5 protein-coding genes are annotated in these 5973 nt (G+C 61.7%); 2 read left to right on the top strand and 3 right to left on the bottom strand.

The genetic code is table 11. The features are described 5' to 3' along the window. The coding region (locus CF70_RS26135; protein ID WP_160172298.1) for a plasmid pRiA4b ORF-3 family protein at positions 1 to 238 on the top strand (238 nt) is incomplete at its 5' end. Positions 239 to 640: 402 nt separating this feature from the next. Here the strand turns inward: CF70_RS26135 and CF70_RS26130 are convergent. From CF70_RS26130 to CF70_RS35325, 3 genes are all read right to left on the bottom strand, one after another. Then, positions 641 to 1894 (bottom strand): fatty acid desaturase, encoded by a 1254-nt coding sequence (locus CF70_RS26130; RefSeq protein WP_160172297.1) that lies wholly within the window; start codon positions 1892 to 1894, stop codon positions 641 to 643. Between the two features lie 181 nt (positions 1895 to 2075). Continuing rightward, positions 2076 to 3464, bottom strand: a complete 1389-nt coding sequence (locus tag CF70_RS26125) for an aminotransferase class I/II-fold pyridoxal phosphate-dependent enzyme (RefSeq protein WP_081862367.1) — start codon at positions 3462 to 3464, stop codon at positions 2076 to 2078. Positions 3465 to 3815: 351 nt separating this feature from the next. After that, the gene (locus CF70_RS35325; protein WP_160172296.1) at positions 3816 to 4904 is read right to left on the bottom strand and encodes a helix-turn-helix transcriptional regulator; all 1089 of its coding nucleotides are present in this window, start codon (positions 4902 to 4904) and stop codon (positions 3816 to 3818) included. 280 nt (positions 4905 to 5184) lie between these two features. Between CF70_RS35325 and CF70_RS34035 the strand changes: the two genes are divergently transcribed. After that, positions 5185 to 5814 carry a plasmid pRiA4b ORF-3 family protein gene (locus CF70_RS34035; protein WP_081862365.1) on the top strand — a complete coding sequence of 210 codons (630 nt, stop codon included), beginning with the start codon at positions 5185 to 5187 and terminating at the stop codon, positions 5812 to 5814. Positions 5815 to 5973 lie beyond the last annotated feature (159 nt).

Here is a 5973-nt window from a genome sequence, read left to right as displayed (position 1 = left end):
TGAAGGCCTGCGGTCGGAGAAGGGCGTTCGGCTGAACCATGCGCTCGGCTCGGCCACCGAATTCGAGTACCGCTATGACTTTGGCGATGACTGGCAGCACCGCGTCATTGTCGAATCAGTCGGCTACCCTGACCTGGCGCTGGCTCTGCCGGTATGCCTGGCTTGCGAATACGCTTGCCCTCCGGAAGACGTTGGTGGGCCACTTATCAGTTCGTCGTCGCCTGCAGTCTGGCTATGACAGCCCAGGTGCCGATCCCGATGGTCAGACGGGCGGCCTGACCCGGCCTATTTTCTATCAAAATCGGTCGGTTGGCGGAGATGTGGCGGATTCGCGAATCGCTGCCAATCCACCGCCGCACCCAACGAGAATGGACGTGCCGACTCCGACAAGAACCCCAAAAACTATCCGAGACGTCCGACGCTTTGCGATTCCGAGTCTCATGACATCCCCCGAAGTTTTCTTGCAGACTATTTCCGAGTGCAGCCTGTCGGCATCACCAATCTTGATGAGGAAGAGCCGACAATGTTCGCCAGCGCACACCTCCTAGCCGCTTGCCTCTTGCACGCAGCGCAATGGCGTGCCCCTCCACCAACCTTGCGACTACGACCTTTGGCACTTCGCCCCCGGGGCAATCGAGGGTCAGCCCACCGCCCACGCCCACGTCGCATCGGTCACCAAAAACGCCACCACCGTCGCCACCAGTTTGTCGTGCCAGGGCCAGCCTGCGACCCGCTCGCGAATGGGCCCGCGGCCGCGCGCAAGGAACTGCCAGAGAAGATGGGCTCCATAGAACATGAGGCCCCCCGGTAGCCCGAGGTAGATCGCGAGGGCCACGTCGCCATATGGCGCGACCAGCGCCGCGCGCGGCACGATCGAGTACCCGATGATCAGCACGCAGAGACCGATCCACGCCACGAACCCGAGCTCGCACCCAAGATTCCACCGCGGCGCCTCCTCGTGAGCGGTGGGCAGCCCGCCGGCGGGCACCACCGGGCTTACCCGCCCGATCGCCGCGTCGAACGTCATCCAGCACTTCGCTTCATAGTCGAACACCTGGCACGCCCTGATGATGGACAGAAGATTCGAGAGGGACAGCTTCGCGACACAGACGTCACGTGGATAGGCATCCTCTAGCGCCCGCTGGGCCTCGACCAGGTGGTATAGCGGAATCGTCTTGTCGACGTGGTGGGCGGTGTGCTGGAAGATCCGGCCGAACACGACGTCGAGCCATACCGGCATCTGGACATGGACGGTGCCGCGGACCTGCCCCCGGAAGAAGTTCCACTCGCGCTGGTCCCGGTACCAGACGACCCCGGGATGGGTGTGATGCTGGAATGTGACGAAGGCCATGACGAAATTCCAGACGACGAATGGCAGGGCGATCATCAGCAGGCAATTCGCCAAGGCGCCACCCATACCGGCGCGCGTGGCCACCACGAGCTGGGCGAGCAAGCAGCCCCCGACCAGCCCATAGTCGATCCACCCATCCCGCCGGCGGAAGTCGCGGAAGCCTGCCGGCAGCGCCAGAATCTGGCATCGCCACCAGATATCCACGAGGTAGTAGAACCCCAGCCCGGCCGGCGATCGATAGAACCGGTGGAGCGCCTGGCGCCACGGCGGTAGCGCGGCGAACTCCTGCGGCGACAGGGGCGGATATCCTTCATCCTTGCCCAACAGACAGGTCCACCCATGGTGAAGCTTATTGTGCCCGGTCTCCCAGGTACAGACGGGATGGAGGGATGGCATGAAGGCGACCTGCGCCATGATCCGGTTGATCCGTGCGCTTGGCACTAGGGAACGGTGGGCGCAGTCATGGCCAATGACAAACACCACACCAGTTGCGAATCCCAAGGCGACACCAAGACACGCCTTGAGCCAGATGGCGTCGGTCATGAGGCCTGCATAGAAGACCGTCACCCACACCCCAATAGCGGCCGACCAAACCCCAAGGCCGATCAGCCACGACCGGTCCCGGCAATTGTCTAGAATGTTTGTCCGTACCTGGCGCGGGGAGGGAGAAGACACAGAGGACGAGGCGGAAGGCGCGTCGATGCCAGGCGGCCTCTCGGCCGGATCACCGGCCAGCATCGTTCCACTCCACTGAAGCCGCGTCGAAAGCGCCCTTGATGCGGTGGGCGGCATCCAGGCATTGCTCCGCTGAATGGTCGGCCATGACTTGGAGCCGCAACCTGGAGGTATTGGTAGAGACAGCGGGGTACTCGACCAGATTGACGGCCACACCGCGGTGGGTGATTTCACGCACGGTCAGGCGGGCCAGAGCATCGTGACCCACCATCACCGGGACGATCGGCGACGGCTCACCCAGGACTTTGAACTGGCGGATGGTCAGTCCGGCGCGTAGCGCGGTAATAGCATGCATCAGCTTCTCGCGACGGAAAGCACCTTCCGTCGATCGGACGATCCTTAGGGAGGCATGGATGGCTGCTAGCTGTAGGGGAGACAGAGCGTTGGAGAACGTGTTCGGGGGAGCGTAGAAACGCAGGTATTCCTTGATCGCCGGATTTGTACTGGCGACAAACCCTCCGTTTGAGGCGAACGTCTTAGAGAAGCTACCCATTACCAGATCAACCTTCCCCAGCATTCCCTGCAACTCCAACGCGCCACCTCCGTAACCACCCAAACAGCCGAGATCGTGGGCGACATCGACCAGCAGGATAGCGTTGTACTCGGAAGCCACTGTCTGTAGCGCGCCTAGGTCTGGCGAATCCGAATCCATGGAGAACACGCCTTCGGTCACGACCATCACACTGTTGACGGCATCCCTACGACGAATTCTTGCCAACACCCGGCTAAGGTGCTCGGCATCCAGATGTCGGTATAGGTGGACATTCCTAGTAGCCGCTGCTGCGCCTTGCTGAAGGCAGTTGTGAGCAAGCTGGTCGATCACGACATGGTCGTCAGGCCGCATGAGACCGGCTATCACGCCATAGCCCGCTGCCCACCCTGTAGGGAACAGGCAGACATGGTTCATGTGCAGGTGATCGGCCAGGTCAGCCTCAAGCGCTGGCGCTAACCCGCAATTCCCAGCCAGCGCGGTCGACCCGGCGCTATGGACTCCGAATTTGTGCATCGCCTCCAATACGGCACCGAGCACCGTTGGATGCGTCGAAAGGCTCAGGTAGTCCTGCGACGAGAAGTTGAGCCCCTGATAGATCGAGCCATCCATCATCGCCAGAGAGGTGACTGCCATTGGGGCACCCATCAATGTCTTCGCGTAGGGATAGCCGCCCATCCTTATCCGGGCAACAGCCCACCGATGGAATCGATCCGCGCGCAAGGCTGGATGGATCTCCGCGCCGCCGGCGAAGTCCCGCACGCTCCCAGCCAGAGGATTTGCTTCATCCAGTCCCTGCAACTCAAGTGGCCCCCGCCCGACAGCCGGCGATGCCGTAGCTGACGCGCCACCAACAACCTGATTTTCAGCAACCTCGATCCGAGCCATAGCCGTTCCCCTGACAGCGCCTTGGCTACAAGTCTTGCCGCCAGGCGGCCGGCCCACATCATCAACTTTGATGAGAAATACGAAGAAATTAGGGCGCAGAGGCGAGTCTGACCGGGGCGGATGTTGATCGAAGCCGGCTAGCTCGTCCTGTCGGCAAGGGTTTCTCGAGCGTGAAACGATCGTCGCTTTGGGGTTTACGGCGGGGTGCGTGGCGGGAGGAGCACAACATCTGTCATGGAGGCTTTGCAGAATCTAGCCAGCGCGGACTTGGAGAAAATGCTTGACGGCGCGGAGGGCCGCTGGTGAAGCCGCGCATCGAGTCACGAGATAGCTGGCCGACTGGCCCAGGCTTCACGATTGAGAAATAACGGCCAACTTGACGAGGTCCACGACGCGACTGCAGCCTAGCTTCATCTTGATGCTCGCCACCTGCGTGCGAACGGTACTCTCCGACACCCCGTTTCCCTGCGCGTACTCAGCCGGCGCCAACCCGGCCACCAGGGCGGCTAGAACGTTGGCTTCGGCCTGCGTGATGCCAAATGTATGGACAAGCGATTCGACATTCGGCGCACCGAAAGCGCTACAGCGCCTGATCCGAACCACAAGAAGGCGTTCGTTTGCCAGCTTCAGTCGGTTGGATGCGGGGGCAATGTCCAGCACCAGGGTCTCGCCTCGAGCAATGGACACTGTCGCTTTGGACTTCGCGCCGGTGACCAGTGCCAAGGCCAAGTTGCGCCGAATGTAAGCAAGGACGCCGGGCAGGGGATGGTGTAGGCGACCTTTCTTGATGGTCAGCCCGTCTTGGTAGTCGAGCATGGCCAACGCCGCGTCCGACGCGCGGGTGATCGCGCCGCCCGCTGTTACGAGACAAGCCGCTTCACCCAGCGAGGATAGGGTGTCGTCCAGAACTTTCAGGTTTTCAGCCATAGATGATCTCTTTTGCGCCAAGGCGCGCTGAAACTCCCGGACATAGATGCCGACTTCGCCGGCCGCCAGGCGCACGCCGGCGCCTTCTTCGATGCTCGATCGTTGGAAGCTGAAGCCTGTTAGCTGTTCGCTATTCCGCTCAAGCAGGAGCGCGAAGATCTGCTCCTGACGGTGTTTGCGAAGGTAGTCGTTGTGGAACTCGGAGCGCAGGAGCTGCGATCGTGGGATGGCGACGTTGCTGTCCAACCAGGTGCCCGGTGCCAGCCCGAGAGAGGCGTGCGCGAGCAAGTCGACCTTGTGGTAATGCTCCGCGTAGTCTGAGATCGTGGCGTCTGATATTCCAACGTGATCGACGTTGAGAAGTTCGCCGCTCCCGTTCATCATGATGAGCGAGCCGGAATCGGCGCCAATTAAATCGCGGCCTGTCGTGAGGATATCGGTCCAGGGCGGCGCATCTGTCGAGATGCAGGCGACCGCGTCCATGGCACGCTGAAATACCGATGAATGAGGCACGTCAGCTCCTCCCGAGCGCAACTGGCACATTGAACCGCCCGATCGCAGCCGCCAGGCTTGTCCCGCTTTGCCTCTAGCTCCCCGCGGTTAGCGAGAGGGTAACATTGGTTCCCCCCGGAACAACGCCGATCCGTGCGGTACCCCACGTTCGGGGTGACCACACGATGCGACTGCGTTGTTTCGGGGCGAGAGATGCCAATCGCTATACGGCAAGACTCATTCGCGTTGAGGAGACCGCGCCAAAACGGGGGCGAACTACCGGACCACCACCGAGAGGCCAATGAGGCATCGACAATGCGCGCATGGCTTCCGATCCTGGGGCGCGACCTCGATCCTTCAACTTCGAATTGCTCTGAGCGGCCTGAGCCCGCCGGTTTGGCGACGCGTCCTCGTTCCTGAGCACTTGACGCTCGGACAATTGCACAATGTCATCCAGGTAGTCATGGGCTGGGCCGACGAGCATCTGCACACGTTCAGCATTCGTGGCAGGCGTTACGGCGAAGCTCATGAGGGCGTCTTGCAGTTCTCCACTGCGGCAAACGAACTGCCACTGACTGCGTTTTGTCTCCGCGAACACGAAGGCTTCGTATATGTGTATGACTTCAACGCGTGGTGGCGCCACGATATACGGTTGGAGCGGCGTATGCTGCGGCAGCGTCCTGGCCGGCTGCCACGTTGCGTGGCGGGTTGCGGACCTTGTCCGCCAGAGGACATCGGCGGGATCGAGAGGTATCTGGAGGCCAGGGACGACCGCAGTGAGTACGAGTTCCTCGACTGGCTCGAGTCGCTGCGCGAGGGTCCAGTTATGCTGGACGACCTGCGGGATGAGGTCGACCAATGGCTGGTTTGGCTGGACCGGCGCTTCGACCGTCGGGCCGCCAATGAACGTTTGCAACAGATCCTGGCATAGACTGGCATGCCCAGACATGCGTGGCAGGCCGCCATGCGGATCAGCTTGCAAGTCGTAATGGATACCGAGGGTGATACGCCTGCCACCGTCACCGAGATTGCGCAGTTCGAGCGAGCCGGCCTCGATGCCGGCTCGCCGGGGCTGCACTTGGCGGGAGCG

This window comes from Cupriavidus sp. SK-3, assembly GCF_000611145.1.
Taxonomy (GTDB): domain Bacteria; phylum Pseudomonadota; class Gammaproteobacteria; order Burkholderiales; family Burkholderiaceae; genus Cupriavidus.
This window is presented reverse-complemented; position numbering and strand designations above follow the sequence as displayed.

What these genes read in the sequence shown, in the direction of transcription:
- CF70_RS26130 (WP_160172297.1), bottom strand. Translation starts at nt 1,894, where the DNA reads ATGACCGACGCCATCTGGCTCAAGGCGTGTCTTGGTGTCGCCTTGGGA.
- CF70_RS26125 (WP_081862367.1), bottom strand. Translation starts at nt 3,464, where the DNA reads ATGGCTCGGATCGAGGTTGCTGAAAATCAGGTTGTTGGTGGCGCGTCA.
- CF70_RS34035 (WP_081862365.1), top strand. Translation starts at nt 5,185, where the DNA reads ATGAGGCATCGACAATGCGCGCATGGCTTCCGATCCTGGGGCGCGACC.